Genomic DNA, 18,681 nt, shown 5'->3' on the forward strand with positions numbered 1-18,681 from the left:
TCAGTGTCGGGGAACAAAGGGAAAGCGGCTTTTAATCCAGTTTAGAAAAAACTCATGCGGTGACGGTGTCGGGCAGGGAACGGAACGCGGCTGTAAAGCCTTTATAAAGGCAATCTGGCCGCTTTTCGCGGCTGGCGGCACATCGACCTAGCTGTGCCACCTGAAATCAACGCCGCGCCGCAGATTCAAGATGGCGCTGAATGTTGTCCAGCACAGAACGCGACGCCTCCGGCTGTAGGTTGCCGTCCTCATCCATCGGCAGATACGGGCGCGCGGGCAACACCACCGATTCATCACGTCCGGCTTTGCCGCCTAACTGGTGGATAGCGCCGGAAACAGTATTGGTGCCGACCATCGCGTGGCTGGCGTCATAATCCGTTGACACCGAACCTTGCAGTCTGCCTTTGTCACGCAGCGTCTGGCCGTCCCGGTCTTCCGCCGCCTGCGACACAATCCACTGCGGTCGTCCACCCTCGTCAAAATTGATATCGGTTTCCGCCTGCAACGTCCCGGCAATCTTACGCATGGCGGGCGTCATATCCGTCGCCGCACTCTCCAGCGCCCGCAGACCGCGCTGTAACTCTCTGTCGTTAATCGTAATATTTACGCTACTCATGACTTTAGTTCCTGTTTAGCCAGGGATGAGAGGTTTCCCTGATAGCGGGCCAAATCCGGGCAATAGGATGCGCCCGGTGCATACGACCAGCCGATATCGGTAGACACTTTCGTCGTGCCGGTATTGAACGTGGCCACCTGCTGCATTTCGCCGGTTTTCTCCGATACCAGCTTCAATTCCCAGCCCATTGCCTTGATGGCGCTGGCTATCTTCAGCCCGCGTCGCTCGATATCCTGCTGGCTCAGAGCGATCACGCTACAACGGCAGCGCCAGCCGTTCGGCGGGTAGAACGCCTGCCAGAATGGGTCATCCAGCCGGAATACCATATCATGCAGCGCCAGATGGCTTTTCCGCGTGTGGTTGTCACGGATAGCGCTGTACATGCCGTAGGGACGATCGTCGATATTTTCCATCTGCGCCGCCCAGCGTCCGCTGCTGTACAGCACCGACATATTGGTGCGAAAGATGGTATCCAGCCGCCACCGGCTACCCTGCTGAACGGTGACCGGTTCGCCGGTTACCGGGTCGGTGGTATCACGCGGCCCCCACCAGCCTTTCTTCTGCAACACCGGCTCCAGTTCCTTATGAAACCAGCGGTCGGTCTTCCCTTCGTCCAGCGCTTCCTGTAGGGCGCGGCGGATATCCTCCAGAATATCCAGCCGGGTCACCTTAGCGACGGTAAAGGCGCGGGCATGCGCATCCTGCCAGACTTCTTCCCAGTCCCAGCTAATGGCATAGCCCTTTGACTGGAGGTAGCCGATAGCCCGCTGCGGCGGCAGCGTCATGCAGTACGCCAGTTCAGTCGCTGTCGCGCTCATGCAGCCGCCCCCAGATATTGGCTACGAACAGGATACGCGCCAGCCGCTCTTGCAGGTCGTCGGCTTTCATCTGCGGATACAGTTCCGCCAGTTCACCCAGCAGATCGCCGGGGCGAACGCCGGACTGGACGCGCTCAAACAACGGAGCCAGCACCGGCTCCAGCACGGCATCAAGTGTGCCGCCGTTCATCACAATATCCAGTGCTTCATCCAGCATATCCTGCGCCTTCAGGTCGGCATCGACCGCCTCGGCAAACGCCAGCGATTGGCCGGGCGCATCCTGATGCGGCGTCTCGTCGATATCGCCGTCCTGAAGCTGGTACTCGCGCTTCCAGTATTGCGGGGTGAATTTAACACCGGCGCGGCTGAGCTTTTCGTCGCGCGTGGCCTGTACCTCATCCACCGATTCCTGTTCCCACAGGCGATAAACCGGGGCGACAACGTTGTTGCCGAAATTAAGATCGACCACCCAGCGTATCAGTTGATTGACGGCGCTTGCCACAATGTCGGCATCGCCGTCGCGGATATCGTCGGTGACTTCCAGCCCGGCCTGCGCCGAGGCTTTGTTCGCCGTAGCCTCGGTAGTCTGGTTCTGCCCCAGCAATGCGATGGCGATTTCACTGCGCGACAGGGTGATCAGGTTCTGGTAAATCTCGCTGCTGTCGGCCTTGCCTGCCGCTTCTTTGATATCGATGGAGGAGTCATCGGGAATGGCGGCGACCGCATCCTCGATCATCGACTCCATCGAATCCAGCAGGTTGTCGATCTCGCCCTGCGACGTGCCGCGTGGATGTTTGCCAATCACCCACGGCGAACCGTATTTCTCGGCAAAGCGCACCCAGAATTTCATACCGCCTTTCTTAAAAGTGACCGGCCAGAAACACATCGAAAGATCGGGGAAGCCATAGGGATTGTCGTAGCTGGCATCCTGACGCGGCACCAGGAACTTGAATTCCGGCACCGCTTCCCCTTCGAACCCGCTGTCACGGGCGCGAAAGCGCAGCCGGTTGTCGGTATCGAACTGGAACCAATCGGCAGGCTTGCCCACGATGTCGTCAACTAGCCAGCTTGTCCCGGTACGCCGCCACATCACCTCGCAGGGTTGATAGCCATACAGCACCGCGTCGGTCATCTCGCCGATAATGCGGGACATATCCAGGTCGGCCAGCATATCACGCACAATATTGAACACACGGACGGGTGAGCTACCGCGTTCGAGGCCGCGCTCCAGACCTTTCACCGCCGCTTTACGGCGACGAATACAGCCGCCGACCAGCGGGTCGGTGCGCAGCTCGCGGTAGATTTTGATATCCCGACCCTGCGCTTTGAGGATGGGATCGGGATTGGGCAGATACATCCCCAGCCCGTAGAAATCGATGGAGCGGCTGCGCGAGGCAATCTGTTCCGTCAGCGATTTCTCCGACTCGGCGAAACTGACAAACTCGGTGGGGGAAACCCAGAGTCCACGCGCCATTAGTAACCCTCCAGTAAACGTGCAGACTGGCGACGCCTGCGGGAATTGACGGTGACCGGGCCTTTGTTCAGTTCACGGCTGGCGAAATAGGCCAGAGCCAGCCCGATAGCCGCGTCACCGTGCCGCTGACCACCGTCCGCTTTGGCTTTGGTACGGGTGTCCGGGACGCGCGGAACGCCTTTAATCACCTGCACGGCGCGTAAGTCGGTCAGGGTATCTTCATCTTTGGGGATGGCTTCCAGCGTGCCATCCTCCAGCGCCGCTTTAACCGGCGGCATATTGTCCCGATACCAGCCCTCGCTCAGCATCACCTGTTGGACGCGACTGGCACCATAGCGCTGCATGGCGTACTCGGCCAGATAAGCGCCGTTGCCGCGTGCGTCGAACGCCGCCCCCATCAGCCGGGGCAAACCGTCCATCAGGAACCAGGTGATCTGTTCCTGCTGTTTAAAGGGGACGTTGCGCAGCTCCAGCACGAACGGCACCCGGCGCGTCAGGTTCTTTTGCTGTATCAGGGGAAAATCAATGGACAGGTCACCACTGCGGCCAAAGTCGCGCCCCAGATAAGACATTGACTCTTTGGGCAATGTCTCCAGCATCGGTTTCAGATGGGTTTCCAGCCAGTCCTGCGTTTCGCTTTCGCGCACCACATCCGGCTTCATTTCATAACCCGCCGGGCAGGTAAAACGCAGTATCGGCGTATCCACCGACATCCGTGACTCAATCAACGCGCGGGACAGCCAGGCTCCGCCGGAATGGGCCGGGATACAATCCAGTTCTTCCGTCGCACCGTCGCCGTAGAACTTATAGACGCCGTCCATCCATTGTTGTTCAGCTTCAACTGACCATGCTCGCCCGGTGCGCAGGCAGACGCGGCGGAACAGCCCCTCGGCCACCGCATCACGAAAGGCAATACGCTGCACGCTGCCCTGTCGGCGTCCTGCGCGAATATCGTTAAGTAACGTGTTAAACGGATTCTCCGAACCGTTATGGGTAGAGATCACCCGTACCTTGCCGCCCCAGATCAACATCGCCAGTGCCGCCTTCAGCAGTTCGTCCAGTTGCTCATGGAACGCCGCCTCATCAACCACGATAATGCCCTGACGTCCACGCAGGTTGGACGGGCGACTGGAGAGCGCTACCACCCGAAACCCGGAATCCGGGAACTTGATGGTATAGGTCTTGATATGCTTGTCGTCTTCGTCCTCCTCCCAGAAACCTTCCTCAATTTCGCTGGCCGCATAGTTGAACGCCCGCGCCCACATGGCGCATGCCTGGATATATTCAATCGTCATATCCTGGTTGTAGGCGATGTAGTAGACATTCATCCCGCCAGCGGCGGCGGATGATGCCGCCGTCAGCACATCATCAGAGGCTTCCGCCCAGGTGATACCGGTGCGGCGGCTTTTCTCGATCACTTTCAGCGGAGAGTCATCCGCAACCCAGCGCTGCTGATAGGGCATCAGCGCCACCGGCGCATCCAGCAAAGAGGTATCGGGCAGAACGGGGGCAAGATTTCCAGATGATTTGGTCATAAGGCGATCCCCAGAATTTCCCGCCGCAGCGCCTGTACGGCATCGGTAGACAATCCTCCTTTGCGGGCGATCTTCTCGGCATTGCTGGCCGCTTGCTGCGCCTTGGTTCTGACTTCAGCCTGAAACTTCTTCAGATTGACGCTGGCCCGCGACAGCGTAGCGACGTTCCTGGCCACCTTCGACAGCAGCGCCACGCGCTCTTGCGGGTCGATTTCCCCCTCATCGGCTTCCTGCAACTGGACGATACTTTCGAACAGCTCGGTCTGGATCAGCGCAATCACCGCCTCGGAACGGGCGTCTTGATCGTCCGCTGCGCCTTCGGTCAGCATGCGGGCCGCTTCGGTGGCGGCGCGGATAGCACCGAAACGCTTTTCAATCTTCTGGCCATAGCGATGGATCGCCGATTTACTGATCACGTAACCCTGCTCACGCAGCAGGCTCTCCAGCTCGGCATAACCGCTAAAGCCGGACTCTGTCAGCGCCCGCTCCAGCCAGCGGCGGGCGTCTTCCGGCAGTTTGTCGATAGTGCTGCGACGGGCCATCATTCGCTCCAGTATTTTTCAGGGCGGGCGATACCGGGGCCGCACTCCACTGTGTATTCCACCAGATCGACGCCCAACCGGGTCAGATCGGCAAACCAGATGCCGCTGGGCTGTTTGACCAGATCAATCATTTTGCGGTCGGCCAGATAATCCAGCTCGCGCCGCAGCTCCAGCGCGGTGGTATCCGGGTAAATCGCCCGCATCACATCCAGCAAAAAAGCCTCATTCGAGGTATAAGGCCGCGCCTTATTGAGCGTCACCATTAAATTCCAGCGCATCGACTCGCGGCGCACCCGTAACATATCCACCATCATTGCCTCCCGCGCTGTTGCACCAGTTCCAGTTTGTTATAAAGCGCGTCCAGCTTGGCTTCGATCACAGTCTGGCCGCGCACGTAATCTTCGCGCCGTACATAGTTGAGCGGCAGATCGGCCTTCAGCGCCATCAGGTCACGCTCTAACCCGGTCAGGCTGCCATTGAACTCGCGCAGGCTGTTTTCCAGCGTATCCACCAGTTCGGTCTGCCGTTTTTCCAACTGGGAGAAAAACATTTTGGCGATGGTAAACACAAAGCCGAGAAACCCCAGCAGCAAGCCCACCAGTTGCCAGAACTCCACTTCCATTTTCATTGTTGTAATCCTTCGATGTAATCCAGCAGGCCGTTCACCTGCGCGGCTAATTGTTGGCTGCGCTCACCGGCGTCGGCGCTGTGGGCAAGGATGTCGCGCTGGGTGATGCCGGAGTCGCGTAGCCGGGGGTTAACGGCCTCAGCGGTGGTGGACGTACCGCCAACCCTGCCGACAGCGGCGGCAGAGCCTGTTTCAGAGTCGGTTGATAATCCGTAGGCGGCGTTGTATTGCTGCACGAAACCAGCAGTAAACACGCACTGCACAGGGTGAGACTTGCCTTGCTCGTCAATCCAGCGTTGGGTGACATCATCAATTCTCCGTTTCAGATTTTCATTCTGCTGACGCAACGAGGCCGTTTGGCTGAGGTAGCGCTGTTCCGCTTTATTGGCGGTGTTTACCTGCTGTTGGTAGCGCTGCTGCCAGGCCAGCAAAGCGACATTTTCCCGCTCGGCGTGCCGGTGAAGCTGCCGGGCAAAATCCGCCTGAAGTGAAGCCAGCGCCGCCTTGCTTTCGGCTTGCTGTTTTTCCAGCGCGGTCTTGCCGTCCAATTCCGCCGAGGTAAATCCGCGCCGATAGCCGTGCTGATGAATCAGCCACAGCGCAAATAGCGCGGCGGCAATCCATAACAGCGGTTTCCACGGCAGGGTTTTAAGCAGGTTCAGCACAGCTACGGCCTCCCCAGGTCAGATAGCGCGGCGCTAATTCCAGCAGGATGCGCTGCGGATAGTGGCGGTTTTCGCGCCAGTTGGCCTTGCTGCGCCCGGCGTTGACGGCGGCGACATGACCGAACCAGCGCTGACGATCTAACCCGCGCTGCGCCGCCAGCTTTTGATCGCGCTGGACCCAGCCCAGCCCGCCGTTATAACCGGATAACGTCATTGCCATGCGCTGGCAGTCGTCAGCAGCATTAACTCTCTGCCAAATCCAGCGGTCATAACGGGTCAGCGCCCGAATAGCCCACGCCGGATTAAACGGTTGATTGGCTTTCAGTTCCGGCATAAGTTGGCTGATCCATTCGGATGTAGATGGCATAAACTGCGCCAGCCCTTGTGCGCCAACGGGCGATACCGCACGCGCATTCCAGCCGGACTCCTGATGGAGCTGCGCGGCGAAATCCGCTACCGGGGCATTCAGCCCCCAGTCCAGACGAGCGTTACGGATCAGATCGCTGCGGTATTGCTGAGCGGCGGCGGACGGCTGGGCGGCATCACTGTCAAACGTGCCTACGAGCAACAGGATCAACAGTAAAAACAGCAGACCGGAACCCGATCCGTTGTGACGAATTCGGTTTGCCATATCACAGCCCCGTCGCCACGGCCAGACAGACTGCCGCCACAATGATGGCGCGACGGATCAGCGCGGCGGCGAATACCCGCTGGTAACCGTCTTTGACCGGGTACTCGCCTTGCTCCATCCGTTCAGGCTCATGCACCAGATACTGCGCCAGCCCGGCTTTAGGGAATAACGAACGATCCAGCCAGTAACCGAGCACGGCGGCCAATGTAATCAGTGAGATTTTGTAGATAACCACGGGAAGCTGTTGCGGCGACACCAGCGCGATAACCACCAGCAGCAAAACAGCGGTGATTTGCCAGCCCAGCAGGCGTTTGATTCGAATGTTAAGGTTCATGAACTGTCTCCTGTGAAGTGAGTGGAGACATCATTACCGGGATAGCGCGGCGGGGATTTTAAACGGCGTTAATAGTGAGGGCCGTGGCGTAACGGCAGTATGGCGGGGAAAAGAGCGGCCCGTCAGATGCGTCAACATCCGCCGGGCCGTCAACACACAGATACGACCTGTGAGTCAACCAAGGCTCTCCCGTTCTCGAGAACAGGAAAAGCCTACCGTATTTTCGATAAACGAAAAAGGCTTACAGATAATGAAACAGCAATCTTTGCCCATCGTGCCGTGGGTCGGTGGCAAACGTCGTTTGGCAAAACATATCCTGCCGTTATTCCCCACCCATACATGCTATGTCGAACCGTTCTGCGGTGCGGCAGCTCTGTATTTTCTCAAACACCCTAGCAAGACTGAAGTGATCAACGATATCAACGGCGAACTAGTGAACCTTTATCGGGTAGTGAAACACCACCTGGAAGAATTTGTGCGCCAGTTCAAATGGGCGCTAATCAGCCGACAAATCTATAAATGGCTACGGGACACGCCGCAAGAAACCTTGACCGATATCCAGCGTGCCGCCCGATTCTATTACCTGCAAAAGCAGGCGTTCGGCGGCAAGGTTGCCGATCACACCTTTGGCACCTCAACCACCAGTGCGCCGCGTTTTAATCTGCTAAGGATTGAGGAAGAGTTATCGATGGCCCATCTGCGGCTGGCCCGCACCATTATCGAACACCTCGACTGGGCGGAATGCATCCGCCGCTATGACCGTCCGCATACGCTGTTCTATTGCGACCCGCCGTACTGGGGAACGGAGGGCTACGGCGTGGCGTTTGGGCTGGAGAACTATGCCCGCATGGCGGAGCTGGCGCGCGGCATCAAAGGGAAGATGATTATTTCGGTAAACGATATTCCGGCAATGCGCGAGGCCTTTTCCGAGCTTAACATGCAGAGTGTGGGGATCAATTACAGCCTGTCAGGGAAACCCGTTCCCCGGAGGGAACTGGTGATTTGCAGTTTTTGACAGGAGAAAAACAGGCATACTACATGCGGTTAAAGAAGGACTGCATGTAGTCAAGAACGGGCTTTGTGTACCAGCAATAAACAGTAATTGCTGTGATGATACCAATGACCAGCACACCGCGAATGACCCGGAAAGTACGTTTCTGAGTTTTCAGTCGCTCGGTGATGCTGCGAAACACACCGTCCACATCATCTTTGATGAAAGAGAATTCCTTGTTTATCTGCTTTTTTTTGTATTCGATTTCTTCGCTCAGTGCTTTAATGGACTGCGTCTGGTTCGACAGTGCCAGCCAGATTAGCGTCGCAGCAAAAATGCATCCCAGCAGGATTATCGTGTTTGTGACCCCCTGGCCTGACCAGCTTGTGGCCTCTTTGAATTGGGTGGCCACAATGACGGATGCCACAGGAATGCCAAGAATATGGTTCTGAATATCCGAAAACGTCTTATGGATCTTACCCATCTCTTCAACTTTTGCGGCACGGAGTTGATCCATCACCTTGTCGTAGGAGAAGCCAGAAGAGTATATCCGATACCCTTTAAGGAACTGTTCATGCAGGCGCTGAATATTGACCAGCAAAAATTCAAACACTTCCTGAGAATCAACGCCCTCACTGACCGCTTGGATACTTTCAATCAGAATATCCTGCTTCTGATTCTTGTGCGTGTCGTCGTTGAAACCAGCCATCAGGTTATCCAGATGTTCACGTTTCAGATTTTGCACTGTCTCTGCTGTAAAGCGCGGCGATAGCTTAATAACTTCTTTTTTCAAAAAAACCAGTTGACAGGTAGTATTGTCAAAATAAGCTGCAGCCTCTTTCAGCAGGTCAACGAACTTCAGAATCGCCCGGTAGTTACTGATGAAGACCGGAACGTCTACATCATCGTTACGAAATTTCGTTTCAAGAATGAAGTAATTAGCTGGTTCTTGGCACTGATGCTTTGGTGCGTTCAGCAATATACTGTGCGTGGCGAAAACAAGTCCAAGCCCATTGCGTGGAGGTGTTACGCGAAGAGTGATGGTGCTGCCTAGCTCGACCGTTCCGGTATCAACAGAAACCCCGTACTCACGTGGATCGTCAAGCAATGTGTTAATCAGATCGCAATCGGACTGGTCAGAGAGCAACAGCGAACCGACACGGAATTCCTCCCGGAATTCCATGCGACGGTACAGCTCTGTCAACGTCTCAAACGAAATCGTCACGATTAAACCTCATTCAGCCACATTTCCCTGAACTCATCAGGTACATTGCGCAGGGTGATAATATTTGTTTCTTGGTCATAGTCAATGTCACCCGAAGTTGTCCCTTCCCGGTCGAACTTGAGTTCCCAGTATTTTGACTTGCCTTTGAAAGATACTAACGCCCGTATGACGCGCCCGTCAGGCACAAAGCCATCCGACAGCCCCAGTTCTTCAGCAGCAAGTTTACCAGATAATTCTTCAGGTGCATGTGGCCAGACGGCGTTAACAAAGGTTTCAAGACTTAGTGGTTCACCGGCCTTGCTTAAAGCATGTAAATGCTCAAACGCACCCTTAAGAAACGCGTCTTTTTCTGCACCTTCAAGATTTTTCTCTGTTGCAAACGCTGTTAAAGTATCACGTAGTTTTTCAGACTCACGTTTGGCGATTAAAACATCATTACAGCCGAGGAACTGCTTAAAGTAGTTTGAAACGTTTCCTTGGCCTTTAAGGAAACTGATATAGCGTTCCGCATCACTTTTCCACGCCGTTAAATCAATACGCCCGGCCATACGCAACTTTGCGATGTCCAGATAGGTACTGTCTTGAATGTTAAAATCGTCAGTGACGGTTGAACCTATGGTGGCACTAACAATTGCGATCAACAGATGTTCGTTATGTCCTATCCCGATGTGTGCGAACAGAACGTAACCACCGGTAGCCATGTTTTCTCGCTGTGAGCGTTCCGTAAGGTGATGCATCATACGACAGGAGCTTTGGTAAAAACCATCAGTACCCCCCAGATAATCACCAGCCATTCGCTCCATCGGGTAATTATCCGTATCACCTTCAAAATAGCCGTAACCTTTGCCTGTCCTGCCTGCGTATTTTGCACAAATATCATTGATCAGGCGCTGGGAAGCTTCAGTGACCATACCTTCTTCAGGGCTCAATCGCTCAGAGGCATCTCCATTCTGTTGTTTATCCAGAATGTGAACTACGACGTGTTTGACTTCAATGGCCTGTTCAGACATTAGTTATCCACCCTGTTTTTATTTGCTGCTTGTAATCTTACAATCAACTTCTCATTAAAAAATTTTAATAAATTTAATCCATTACATGGATATGGGTTAGGTATTATGTAGCATTGTAATATCAGCCCATTTTTAATATTCCATTACTATTGCTGCTAACTTTTCTGCTATTTACGGGATTAAACCGCTATTCAACTGAGCGACTATCAGACCGTTCTTTGACTGGTAAATATAAGGGCCAGTAAAGGTAAGACGCACATCAATACAAGTATAAGAGCATCACTCGGTAATAGGTATTTTATTAACTGTCAATAAACACATTGCGCATACCCATATCCTTATATTGAATCAAGAATAGCTATGTTTATTAATAATTCCTGCGTCGTAAAATCACATCAATAGTATCTATAACATCCTGATTTTCATTTATTATTCTATTCTCAATCTTCCAGCGGCTATCCAGAAATTTCACGCAAAATGCCATGATAACGCCCCAAATAATGAGAGCTATGTACATCTTTTCGTTAAGAACTGATGGGTTAGTCAATCCTCCGACCCATAGGGACATATAGGCGATCCACAGGCAAGACGCTAATCCTATAAGTAAAAGGCTTAACATCAGCAAAAAAGGAATATTGAAGTAGCGGCGCCATTTTGCACCATTCCTTTTTTTAAGTAATCCTCGCTTTATAGCAAGCAGTTCCTGGCTATCTCTCTCATGGAGTTCCGGCGGACGCTTGGGGGCGTGGTTTATGTTAACAACGGAACCGACATGGATAGAGCCATGATTATTGCCGCCGACGCTAATGGTTATCTGTCTTTCCTGCCCATCCTGGGGGAGTTGTTTAAGACTATCAATAACTTGTTCTGCTAGTGTCTGTAGCTCTTCATCTCTTCTATCCATGATAAATCCCTTATTTTTTAATTATTAACAACCAGTTTCAACACTCTATCAATCCTATCGTCATCAACCGCCGACTCTTTAATTAAAAAGTTATATATTTTGGATGATTGCAAAACGAGTTCACCGGATGTCCACCGGCGGTTAGCCTGTCGTGCCAGCGAGTCCAACTTGTGAACGATCTTTCCCAGCAGTTCTTCGTCTATTTCACTGTTTTTTCTAACGTTAGACGTAGATTCCTGAGCTTGTCCGGTGATCAGATATAACACATCAAGACCGGCTTTTGCCCACAGGCTTATAGCGTCGGCCCCCGGCGCAGACTCATCCTTTTCCCACCTTATCTGTGATTTTCTTGATGCACCGACCATTTCCGCAAAGTCGGCCTGACTGAACCCCAATCGTTCGCGTTCTTCTTTTAATCGCTCACCAAGAGACATTTTTGTCACCAAAACCTTTACAAGTCCCATTTATGGGACAATAATCTATCACGTATTCTACAAACATCATTGCATAACCGGAGGCCGTAGCATGACACCCGAACAAGTTAAAAGCCGCTTTCAGCAGCGCGGTATGACCGTCACTCAGTGGGCGCAGGAGAACGGTTACTCCCGCGAGGCGGTCTATCGCGTACTGAACGGCATTACCAAAGCCAAGTACGGGCAGGCACATGAAATCGCCGTCAAACTCGGTCTGAAGCCCACCGCCCGCGCGGCCTGAAATATCAATCTATGAAACAGGTTATCACATATCGCAAAAAGGGGAATGTGACATGAAACCCAGCACGTTAAAACCCGGTATGCGCGTATTGCTTCACCCCAGCCTCGGCCCGTCTGGAGCGTTTCACGCCACCGTTATCAGCCGTACATCGCGCACATACGGGCGTATCGCACTCACTGTTGTTCGGGTTGATGAATTTGCCGGACTGAATGGCTCTGCCGATAACGGCGATGTACACCTTTCCGACTATGAAGTCTCCCGACTGTTACACCCATTGGAGGCCTCAGCGTGATGAGCAAACCCAATGTTTCCAGCGCGGGCGCACGCATTCTGCGCGTCCTCAAGGCGCTGCGCGGCCATACCCTCAACGGCGTATCAAACGGTGAACTGGCGGCTGCGCTGGACGATTCTCCGGCCAACGTTAACCGGGCGCTAAATACCCTGATTGAAGAAGGGTTGGCGCAGAAACTGGATAACGGGCGCTTTGCGCTGAGTATGCAGACTCTGCAAATCGCTCAGGCGCACGCCAACGAGATCGCTCGTGCGCAAGATCGCATTAACGAAATGAACCAACGCCTGCTGGCTGGCAGTCGCTAAGGATAAAAAATGGCACGTACAAAATCACAACATGTTGAATTAATAGGAGATACTCCGTTAGCGGGGGATCTGAACGTCAAGCTCAATGCGCTGACCGAGCACCGTATACAGGTAATGGATCAGTTTGGCGACGGCCTGCCGTATGAGCGTGATCGCATCGTGCATGAAACCCGGTTCTATATGGCGCAAAGCGCGGAAGCCATGCTGGAGGCGGGTAAGCGGTTGGTTATTCTCAAAGAGTGTGAGCCTCATGGGGATTTCACTCAAATCGTTACAGAACAATTGGGGCTGGCTGAGAGAACAGCACGGTTGGTAATGCAAGCTGCGATCAAATACACATCTCCCCAATTGGAACCAAAGCGGCAAGCGCTTGCCGTTTTAGGCAAAACAAAACTCTTTGAATTAATGACAGAAGACGATGAAGAGTTGGCTGAACTAGCCGATGGCGGAACTATCGCAGGCATGACGCTCGACGATATCGACCGTATGACCAGCCGCGAACTGAAAACCGCGCTGCGCGAAGCGCGCGAAACTCACGCCGCCCAGCAGCGTGTGCTGACTGACAAGAATCAGAAGATCGACGACCTTTCCACCAAACTGGAAAAAAAATCCCGTATCCAGCCGCCAGCCCCCAATCAGGAAGCGGAAAAGCTGCGTAAAGAGGTCAGCGCTATCGCGTTTGAAGCGGAAGCGGCGATCACCGCTAAATTGCACACCGCCTTTTCAACATTGACCACTTTTACTTCCGAAAACGAGGTCGAGCCGCCTTACGACTTTATGGCCGGTTTGGTGTGCCAGATTGAGCGGGCGTTACACCGTGTTCGTGAAGTTTTTGACCTTGAGGCCGCGCCTACCGGCAGCGAACGTCCGGCATGGCTGGATGCCCCGGAACCCCAGATTCAGCGCACTGACGCATAAGGGGCTGCCATGAGTGCCGCCCTGACGGAAAGATTAGTGGCCGTGGCCCGCACAGCACGACAGGCCGGGCATGGTGAACGCGGCGCTATCTATGATGCCGCTTGTATGGAACTGGGATTATCCCGCGCCACGCTGCTGCGCAAGTTAAAGGAGGTTGCGGTGACTGACAAACGTAAAAAACGTACCGATGCCGGACAAAGCGCCTTAACGCGTGATGAGGCGGCAATGATTTCCGCCACGCTGATGGAGGCGACGCGTAAAAATGGTAAGCGGCTGTATTCCATCGCCGACGCGGTGGAAACCCTACGGGCAAATGACATGATCACCGCTGGCCGCATGGTTTCAGAAACCGGCGAGTTTCTGCCGCTTTCTGAAACCGCCATCAGCCGCGCACTACGCAATTACGGCCTGCATCCCGATCAGTTAAACCAGCCCGCGCCGGTGACCGAGCTGGCCAGCCTGCACCCTAACCATGTATGGGAAATCGACGCCTCGCTCTGCACCCTTTATTACCTGAGCAACGGTCACAAAGGGCTGCAAGTCATGGACAGCGCCCGTTTCTATAAGAATAAACCGGCCAATCTGGCGCGCATCACCAGCGACCGTGTCTGGAGCTATGAAATCACTGACCATACTAGCGGCTGGATCTATGTCGAGTATGTGATGGGCGCGGAATCGGGCGAAAACCTGTGCTCGGTATTGATTAACGCCATGCAGGAACGCGGCGGCGCGGACGTGTTGCACGGCGTGCCAAAGCTGCTGTACCTCGATCCCGGTTCCGCCAACACCGCTGGCATGACCAAAAATCTATGCCGTGCGTTGGGTATCGAACTGATAGCGCATAAAGCCCATGCCGCCCGTTCTACCGGCAGCGTGGAAAAGGCGCGTGACATTATCGAACGCAAGCTGGAGCCGGGCCTAAAGTTCCAGCCGGTTTACAGTCTGGAAGAACTGAATGCGCTGGCGCAGAAATGGCGCGCCCACTTTAACGCCACCGCCATCCACAGCCGTCACGGTAAACCCCGTACCGACATCTGGCTGACAATCACCGCCGAACAGTTGATAAAAGCGCCATCGGTTGAGATATGCCGCGAACTGGCAGTGGCCACGCCGGAAGAGCGCAAGGTCACGCCGAAGCTGCGCGTGTCGTTCCGGGGCATTGAATACGATGTGTCTACCGTACCCGGCGTGATGGTCGGCGAGAAGTTGCTGATTACCCGTAATCCGTGGCGCGCCGATGCCGCGCAAGTGGTACTGACAGGTGAAGACGGCCACGACACATTCTTCCTGGTTGATGAAGTCACCAAAAATGAATTTGGCTTTGCCGACTCTGCCGCGGTGATCGGCGAACGTTACAAATCGCATGCCGATACGCCAGCCCAAACCGCCACCAAAGAAATTGAACAGTTGGTTACGGGAACGGATAACGCGACGGATGCAGCAGCAGTACGCAAAGCGAAAGCGCTACCGTTCGGCGGCAAACTCGACCCGTATAAGCATATCGACGACAACACGCTGCCAACCTTTATGCCGCGTCGCGGTCGGGCATCCGAGGTACGCGGCCCGCGTGTTGAACCGCGTCCGTTAACTCACGTCGAAGCCGCCAAAGCGTTACGTGAACAGTTTGCGGCACGTAACCAGACCTGGACGGCAGACCACTACCGCCAGTTAAGCGCGCTGTACCCGAATGGCGTTCAGGAGGCGCGACTGGACGAGGTTGCGGATGCGCTGCTGACGCCGGTTTCCGGCAACGCTATCAACATCGTCAACGGTAACTAGGGGGTAAACATGCTGATACTGAAACAACAGTTAAAGCAAGCGCGACTGTCGCAGGCGGTGGTCGCCAGAACCATTTCCGTGTCAGAGGCCACGCTGGCACAGATTGTTAATCATGACCAGTGGCCACGCACCAACGCCGGAGAAGTTCGCCAGCGTCTGACGGCCTTTCTGTCGGCTCATGGCATTGAAACACAACGTAGTTTTGGCGCTGTACAGGACTCCCTTACAGCGGAAACCACAGACCTCAATACGGAGGAGAATATGTTACTTAAAAAGCAGGTGTTATTTCCCGCAACAAAAAAGGCATTCGGGCTGTTCCGCGATCCGTTCGCCGACGATGCGATGCAAGGCAGTGAAGACGTGTTCACTACACCGGATATCCGCTATGTGCGCGAGGCGCTGTACCAGACCGCGAAGCACGGCGGGTTTATGGCGATCATCGGCGAGTCTGGTGCGGGTAAGTCCACGCTGCGCCGCGACCTGATTGACCGCATCAACCGCGAGAATGCGCCGGTTATCGTTATCGAACCGTACATCATTGCGATGGAGGATAACGATGTTAAAGGCAAAACCCTGAAAGCGGCAAGTATTGCTGAGGCAATCATCAACACCATTGCCCCGCTAGAAGGCGTCAAGCGTTCGCAGGAGGCGCGGTATCGCCAATTGCATCGGGTGCTGAAAGAGAGCAGCAACGCCGGGTATAACCACGTTCTTATCATTGAAGAGGCTCACAGCCTGCCGATCCCCACGCTCAAGCATCTCAAGCGATTTTTTGAGTTGGAAAGCGGGTTTAAGAAGCTGCTTTCTATTGTCCTGATCGGCCAGCCTGAGTTAGCCGTCAAACTGAGCGAACGCAATATGGAAGTGCGTGAAGTTGTCCAGCGCTGCGAAGTCGTCGAACTGCTGCCGCTGGACAACAGCCTGGACGCGTTTCTGACCTTTAAAGTGGAGCGTACCGGCAAGAAGCTGGCTGACGTGATGGACGGCAGCGCCATTGATGCTATCCGCGGGCGTCTCAGTAGCAATCTCGGCGGTCGGAAGAATGTCAGCCTGTTATACCCACTGGCCGTTTCCAATCTGGTGATTGCCGCCATGAATCTGGCCGCTGAAATAGGTGTGCCGGTGGTGAATGCGGATGTGGTTAAGGGAGTTTAATGATGAAAGCTATCCCGAATATTAATCAGCAGTTGGCCGACCTGCATCTGGCGATGGCCTCATTGCGGGCAATCAATGCAACTGTTCAGAGCGTAATGATATGCGGCAAGCAACCGGTTATCCGCATCGCCAGAAACGGGCATTGCGAGAAATTAATTGAAAAAGGACAAGCCAATTATATCCATGTGGGCTGCGGCAGCACCGGACTCTTTCGTCAGGGCGTATTTGAGCAATATGGTTGCCGCATTATCTGGTCTGAATCGCTATTACATTAAAGGGAAATAATACCAAATAACTAAATACTAATACCCACTCATTAAACGACTACCAGCAGGTAATTAAAAATGGCAAAGGCAAAAAAGCGGCTTAAAGCTGCGGCGGCCCCGTACGCCGCGCAAACGAAAGAAGAAGTTATTTTCGGCATTAAACGTCTCGGTGATATTCAACGGGAATTAATCCGCGTTGAAACCGAGATGAATGATCAGATCGCGACAGTAACCGAGTACCACTCCCCGGTTATCGAACAACTGAAAGCCAAACGCGATGAGTTGCAAGGTGGCATCCAGACCTGGTGCGAAGCCAACCGCGACGAACTTACCAATGGCGGCAAAGTGAAAACGGCGAACCTGACGACAGGCGAAGTACAGTGGCGCAATCGCCCCCCGTCCTGCGTAATTCGCGGGACAGAAGCCGTTATCGAATTATTAAAACGCCTAAAGCTGGATCGTTTTATTCGCGTCAAGGAGGAAATTAATAAAGACGCGATCCTCAATGAACCAGTGGCGGTGAAAAATATTCCCGGCATCACCATTAAAAAAGATATCGAGGATTTCGCCATTATTCCGTTTGAACAAGGGGGGAGTAAATGTCACTGAAATGCATGGCGTGCAAAAAAGAAATCGAATATCTGAACCCGGAACAGTCAGACATTACCGAAAATGCGGTTGATGGCGGTTGGGTGGTCGATTTGATTCTGTCCTGTCCATGTTGCGGACAGAAATACAACGTCTTTATTCCTACTGGCGATTTTCACCTGTTAGCTGAAGATTTATGCGGCAAATATGGGAGTGGCTCATGATTATCGGTTTTATATTGCTGGTATCAGCTTGCGATTCCGGTTTCTGCGAGGCGTTGCCTGTTTCAGACGACATTTATCTGAACCGGGAATCGTGCCAGTTAGTGATGGATATCGTCCATGAACGCCGCCCGGATGCCGTACTGATCTGCGGCGAAGTCCAGCGGGATGAAAGCGAGAGTGAAGATGAATAAACCTCTACTGATCAAACTTATCCATATCGCAAAACGCGATCTACGACTAGACGATGAAACTTATCGCCAGGTGCTGACTACCACAACCGGTAAAACCTCAACGCGGGACATGGCAGTCCCGCAGTTAGATAACGTGCTGAAGGCGATGAAAAAACGAGGGTTTAAAATTAAGTCTGCAAAAAAGGCTAATAGTGCTCGCCCATTGGATGATGCTCCCCAGTCCAGGAAAGTCCGTTCTTTATGGCTTGAAATGGCCGACGCTGGCATCATTCGTGACCGTTCTGAAGCAGCGCTGGCGCGTTGGATAAAGCGTGAAACCGGCGTTGATAGTCTGCAATGGCTGAGTTCAGAACAGGCCAGCGTCATCATTGAAAAGCTGAAACAGTGGCAACGCCGAGCGAGGAAAACAGCATGAGCAATGATACCAATAGCTTTCGCAGCAAAGGCCCTGAACTGCTGGTCGAACTGGCTCAGCATACCGCCAGCACCATCAAAGAGGTAGTCGAGATCGACACCGACATAGCCGACCAAATTGGCGAGGCGGTAGCCAACCGTATGATGCAGGTCTGGGGCGGTCAGAACGTCTACTTTCCGATGGGGATGGCATGGAAAGTTAGCCAGCGTGACCTAGAAATATTTCACAAGTTTAACGGCAGGAACCATCACGAACTGGCGCGTAAATTTGGCGTCTCGCTACAATGGGTTTACAGCGTCGTCAAGCGTGTCAGAAAGGAAGAACTGGATAGGATGCAGGGCAAGCTGTTTGATGGTGAACCTGATGATGAGCCGACGCCGGTGGAGTAAAATCAAACAGGCTGAACGACAAATTTCTTAATTTTTTGTCCGGCCTGTTTTTTTTCACATACTGTAAGAGAA

The 18,681-nt window shown here is 53.7% G+C and carries 27 protein-coding genes; 13 read left to right on the plus strand and 14 right to left on the minus strand.

The features are described 5' to 3' along the window. Positions 1 to 166: 166 nt before the first annotated feature. The 10 genes from ABRZ26_RS20695 to ABRZ26_RS20740 are packed head-to-tail and all read right to left on the minus strand — an operon-like array spanning position 167 to position 7,243. Positions 167 to 616, minus strand: coding sequence for a phage virion morphogenesis protein (locus tag ABRZ26_RS20695; protein ID WP_319606002.1), 450 nt, complete (start codon positions 614 to 616; stop codon positions 167 to 169). Beyond that, entirely contained in the window at positions 613 to 1,434 is an 822-nt protein-coding gene (locus tag ABRZ26_RS20700; protein ID WP_319606003.1) for a phage head morphogenesis protein, read from the minus strand. Before ABRZ26_RS20700 ends, ABRZ26_RS20695 begins: the two co-directional genes overlap by 4 nt. Beyond that, the gene (locus ABRZ26_RS20705) at positions 1,415 to 2,908 is read right to left on the minus strand and encodes a DUF935 domain-containing protein (protein ID WP_319606004.1); all 1,494 of its coding nucleotides are present in this window, start codon (positions 2,906 to 2,908) and stop codon (positions 1,415 to 1,417) included. The genes ABRZ26_RS20700 and ABRZ26_RS20705 overlap by 20 nt, the downstream gene beginning before the upstream one ends. After that, entirely contained in the window at positions 2,908 to 4,443 is a 1,536-nt protein-coding gene (locus ABRZ26_RS20710) for a hypothetical protein (protein WP_319606005.1), read from the minus strand. Before ABRZ26_RS20710 ends, ABRZ26_RS20705 begins: the two co-directional genes overlap by 1 nt. Next, positions 4,440 to 4,985, minus strand: a complete 546-nt coding sequence (locus ABRZ26_RS20715) for a DUF3486 family protein (protein WP_319606059.1) — start codon at positions 4,983 to 4,985, stop codon at positions 4,440 to 4,442. Before ABRZ26_RS20715 ends, ABRZ26_RS20710 begins: the two co-directional genes overlap by 4 nt. Then, entirely contained in the window at positions 4,985 to 5,296 is a 312-nt protein-coding gene (locus ABRZ26_RS20720) for a hypothetical protein (RefSeq protein ID WP_009113935.1), read from the minus strand. Before ABRZ26_RS20720 ends, ABRZ26_RS20715 begins: the two co-directional genes overlap by 1 nt. Continuing rightward, positions 5,296 to 5,613 (minus strand): hypothetical protein, encoded by a 318-nt coding sequence (locus ABRZ26_RS20725; protein ID WP_009113934.1) that lies wholly within the window; start codon positions 5,611 to 5,613, stop codon positions 5,296 to 5,298. Before ABRZ26_RS20725 ends, ABRZ26_RS20720 begins: the two co-directional genes overlap by 1 nt. Then, entirely contained in the window at positions 5,610 to 6,278 is a 669-nt protein-coding gene (locus ABRZ26_RS20730; RefSeq protein WP_319606006.1) for a hypothetical protein, read from the minus strand. Before ABRZ26_RS20730 ends, ABRZ26_RS20725 begins: the two co-directional genes overlap by 4 nt. After that, positions 6,262 to 6,909 (minus strand): transglycosylase SLT domain-containing protein, encoded by a 648-nt coding sequence (locus ABRZ26_RS20735; protein WP_319606007.1) that lies wholly within the window; start codon positions 6,907 to 6,909, stop codon positions 6,262 to 6,264. The genes ABRZ26_RS20730 and ABRZ26_RS20735 overlap by 17 nt, the downstream gene beginning before the upstream one ends. Before the next feature lies 1 nt (position 6,910). After that, complete coding sequence (locus ABRZ26_RS20740; protein WP_319606008.1) at positions 6,911 to 7,243, minus strand: putative holin; 333 nt, start codon at positions 7,241 to 7,243, stop codon at positions 6,911 to 6,913. Positions 7,244 to 7,493: 250 nt separating this feature from the next. On the opposite strand from ABRZ26_RS20740, the gene ABRZ26_RS20745 reads away from it, so the two are divergent. Beyond that, positions 7,494 to 8,258: a DNA adenine methylase gene (locus tag ABRZ26_RS20745; protein ID WP_319606009.1), complete on the plus strand. Its 765-nt coding sequence runs from the start codon at positions 7,494 to 7,496 to the stop codon at positions 8,256 to 8,258. Positions 8,259 to 8,277: 19 nt separating this feature from the next. On the opposite strand, the gene ABRZ26_RS20750 is transcribed toward ABRZ26_RS20745, so the two are convergent. From ABRZ26_RS20750 to ABRZ26_RS20765, 4 genes are all read right to left on the minus strand, one after another. After that, a complete protein-coding gene (locus ABRZ26_RS20750; RefSeq protein ID WP_319606010.1) occupies positions 8,278 to 9,459 on the minus strand; it encodes a hypothetical protein in 1,182 nt (393 codons plus the stop codon). 2 nt (positions 9,460 to 9,461) lie between these two features. Continuing rightward, complete coding sequence (locus tag ABRZ26_RS20755; RefSeq protein WP_319606011.1) at positions 9,462 to 10,469, minus strand: nucleoid-associated protein; 1,008 nt, start codon at positions 10,467 to 10,469, stop codon at positions 9,462 to 9,464. A gap of 367 nt (positions 10,470 to 10,836) precedes the next feature. Further along, on the minus strand, positions 10,837 to 11,373 hold the full coding sequence (locus ABRZ26_RS20760) for a hypothetical protein (protein WP_319606012.1): 537 nt from the start codon (positions 11,371 to 11,373) through the stop codon (positions 10,837 to 10,839). Positions 11,374 to 11,390: 17 nt separating this feature from the next. Further along, positions 11,391 to 11,807, minus strand: coding sequence for a helix-turn-helix domain-containing protein (locus ABRZ26_RS20765; protein WP_319606013.1), 417 nt, complete (start codon positions 11,805 to 11,807; stop codon positions 11,391 to 11,393). Between the two features lie 91 nt (positions 11,808 to 11,898). On the opposite strand from ABRZ26_RS20765, the gene ABRZ26_RS20770 reads away from it, so the two are divergent. From ABRZ26_RS20770 to ABRZ26_RS20825, 12 genes are all read left to right on the plus strand, one after another. Continuing rightward, complete coding sequence (locus ABRZ26_RS20770; protein WP_009113925.1) at positions 11,899 to 12,087, plus strand: DNA-binding protein; 189 nt, start codon at positions 11,899 to 11,901, stop codon at positions 12,085 to 12,087. Positions 12,088 to 12,139: 52 nt separating this feature from the next. Then, positions 12,140 to 12,379, plus strand: a complete 240-nt coding sequence (locus tag ABRZ26_RS20775) for a hypothetical protein (RefSeq protein ID WP_319606014.1) — start codon at positions 12,140 to 12,142, stop codon at positions 12,377 to 12,379. After that, positions 12,379 to 12,684: a helix-turn-helix domain-containing protein gene (locus tag ABRZ26_RS20780; protein ID WP_319606015.1), complete on the plus strand. Its 306-nt coding sequence runs from the start codon at positions 12,379 to 12,381 to the stop codon at positions 12,682 to 12,684. The genes ABRZ26_RS20775 and ABRZ26_RS20780 overlap by 1 nt, the downstream gene beginning before the upstream one ends. 9 nt (positions 12,685 to 12,693) lie before the next feature. Next, positions 12,694 to 13,602 carry a DUF3102 domain-containing protein gene (locus ABRZ26_RS20785; RefSeq protein WP_319606016.1) on the plus strand — a complete coding sequence of 303 codons (909 nt, stop codon included), beginning with the start codon at positions 12,694 to 12,696 and terminating at the stop codon, positions 13,600 to 13,602. Positions 13,603 to 13,611: 9 nt separating this feature from the next. Continuing rightward, positions 13,612 to 15,381: a DDE-type integrase/transposase/recombinase gene (locus ABRZ26_RS20790; protein WP_319606017.1), complete on the plus strand. Its 1,770-nt coding sequence runs from the start codon at positions 13,612 to 13,614 to the stop codon at positions 15,379 to 15,381. A gap of 9 nt (positions 15,382 to 15,390) precedes the next feature. Beyond that, entirely contained in the window at positions 15,391 to 16,536 is a 1,146-nt protein-coding gene (locus ABRZ26_RS20795; protein WP_319606018.1) for an ExeA family protein, read from the plus strand. After that, complete coding sequence (locus tag ABRZ26_RS20800) at positions 16,536 to 16,811, plus strand: HI_1482 family protein (RefSeq protein WP_319606019.1); 276 nt, start codon at positions 16,536 to 16,538, stop codon at positions 16,809 to 16,811. The genes ABRZ26_RS20795 and ABRZ26_RS20800 overlap by 1 nt, the downstream gene beginning before the upstream one ends. A gap of 69 nt (positions 16,812 to 16,880) precedes the next feature. Further along, a complete protein-coding gene (locus tag ABRZ26_RS20805) occupies positions 16,881 to 17,411 on the plus strand; it encodes a host-nuclease inhibitor Gam family protein (RefSeq protein WP_319606020.1) in 531 nt (176 codons plus the stop codon). Next, positions 17,402 to 17,614 carry a hypothetical protein gene (locus ABRZ26_RS20810; protein ID WP_319606021.1) on the plus strand — a complete coding sequence of 71 codons (213 nt, stop codon included), beginning with the start codon at positions 17,402 to 17,404 and terminating at the stop codon, positions 17,612 to 17,614. Before ABRZ26_RS20805 ends, ABRZ26_RS20810 begins: the two co-directional genes overlap by 10 nt. Beyond that, the gene (locus ABRZ26_RS20815; RefSeq protein ID WP_319606022.1) at positions 17,611 to 17,805 is read left to right on the plus strand and encodes a hypothetical protein; all 195 of its coding nucleotides are present in this window, start codon (positions 17,611 to 17,613) and stop codon (positions 17,803 to 17,805) included. Before ABRZ26_RS20810 ends, ABRZ26_RS20815 begins: the two co-directional genes overlap by 4 nt. Next, entirely contained in the window at positions 17,798 to 18,220 is a 423-nt protein-coding gene (locus ABRZ26_RS20820; RefSeq protein WP_319606023.1) for a gp16 family protein, read from the plus strand. Before ABRZ26_RS20815 ends, ABRZ26_RS20820 begins: the two co-directional genes overlap by 8 nt. Further along, a complete protein-coding gene (locus ABRZ26_RS20825; RefSeq protein ID WP_319606024.1) occupies positions 18,217 to 18,609 on the plus strand; it encodes a Mor transcription activator family protein in 393 nt (130 codons plus the stop codon). Before ABRZ26_RS20820 ends, ABRZ26_RS20825 begins: the two co-directional genes overlap by 4 nt. Positions 18,610 to 18,681: the final 72 nt, after the last annotated feature.

This window comes from Brenneria sp. L4-2C (assembly GCF_040240335.1).
Classification (GTDB): domain Bacteria; phylum Pseudomonadota; class Gammaproteobacteria; order Enterobacterales; family Enterobacteriaceae; genus Brenneria.